Source organism: Lentimicrobium sp. S6 (assembly GCF_013166635.1).
In the GTDB taxonomy this organism is placed as follows: domain Bacteria; phylum Bacteroidota; class Bacteroidia; order Bacteroidales; family UBA12170; genus UBA12170.
In genome coordinates this window covers 1-1720 of the sequence record NZ_JABKBZ010000194.1, presented here as the reverse complement: position 1 = coordinate 1720, position 1720 = coordinate 1, and the positions used below count along the sequence as shown (strand labels likewise).

Annotated in this window: 1 protein-coding gene; it reads left to right on the top strand. The window is 46.9% G+C overall.

All coding sequences use genetic code 11. The features are described from left to right. Positions 1–1720, top strand: a 1720-nt coding sequence (locus HNS40_RS22280) for a PKD domain-containing protein (RefSeq protein ID WP_172284913.1), incomplete at both ends; no start/stop codon positions are given.

Below are 1720 nucleotides of genomic sequence, written 5' to 3'. Positions count from 1 at the left end.
TCGCAGCTTTCGAACTTTGTAGCAATACTCCAGCCAGCCTAAGCGGCGAAGTGGTAGATCCTCTGCTCACTCCCGATACTTGGTCTTGGACTTTTGCTGATGGACAAAGTGCCAGCGGACAAAGCGTAACCCATACCTTCGTAGAATACGGAACACATGAGGTACAACTGACGGCCACTAAAAATGGATGTGAGGAAGTTATTAATAAAGAATTACTAGTCAGTCCCTGCCCTACAGCCAGCTTTATCTACTCCCTAGTATCACTAGACGATACTGTTACTTTCCAAGACATCAGTACTCTAAATGGTGGTCCGGCCATCATCAGCTGGAGCTGGGATTTCGGTGACCCTATGAGTGGATTAGAAAACTATTCTGCTTTGCAAAATCCTGAGCATCTCTTTAGCCATTTGGGCGATTTCGATGTGACTTTAACAGTGGTGGATGGCAATGGTTGTGTGGATGATACCACCATGATATTAACCGTAAACCCTCGCCCCGTAGCAGGATTCTCTTGGGAAAACAGCTGCTTTGGTAGCGATGTGCAGTTTGTGGATACCAGCAGCACCAGCCAAGGCTTTGTGACCAATTGGTGGTGGGATTTTGGTGACCCAACAAGCGGTGCCTTTAACTTTAGCACCGCTCAAAACCCAACACATGCTTTCACCGCTCCAGGCACCTACGATGTACAACTCATCACCAAGGCATTTGGATATGATACTATAATACAACAAGTAATAGTGAGAGAAGGCCCCACTTCGGCCTTTGACTTCACCACGCCTTGCCAAGGAGAAGATGCCCTATTTACTGACCTGAGTGTAGCGGGAGCAGCACCTATAGAAAGCTGGCACTGGGACTTTGCCGATGGAAATACTTCCACCGACCAAAATCCAACTCATCTCTATCAGTTTAGCGGAAACTATCTGGTAGACCTTACCGTAATCGATACCAATGGCTGTGAGCACAGCGTCACCCAAAATGTAACCATTTGGCAAGGACCAACTGCCAAGTTCAACTATTATAGCGCCTGCGCCGGCAGCTCTACCTATTTCATTGATAAGAGTATTATTGATGGAGCCGCGGTAGTGAGCTGGGAATGGAGCTTTGGTGACCCTGCAAGTGGAAGTAATAACTACTCCACAGAGCAAAATCCTAGTCATGACTTTACTGCTGTAGGCACCTATGAAATTATCCTCATAGTAGAGGATGGCAATGGATGTAGCGATAGCGATACCACTTTAATCGTGGTAGAACCTGCTCCCGTGGCCGACTTTAGAGCCGACTCGGTTTGCTTTGGTGAAGTCACCCACTTTGTGGATATGAGTTTTTCTAGTGGTCAGCCTATCAATAGCTGGTTTTGGGAGTTTGCTGATGGAAACACTTCTACCGATGCCAACCCCAATCACACCTACGCTGCTCCTGGTACCTACGATGTGATACTTGTGGTAGAAACCACCACGGGATGTTCCCATGAAATCGTAAAAACAGTAAAAGTACATTATCTACCTACTGCCAACTTCGAGTGGCAAGGTGGCTTAAGCTGCGAAGGAGACACCACTCGCTTTACCGACCTTTCTTCTTCCACCGGAAGTGGAATCATAGATACCTGGAGCTGGAACTTTGGAGACGGGAATACCAGTAGTCTTCAGAATCCAAACCACCTTTATACTAACACGGGTAATTATCCAGCAACCTTAACAGTAACCGATATCAATGGCTGCGA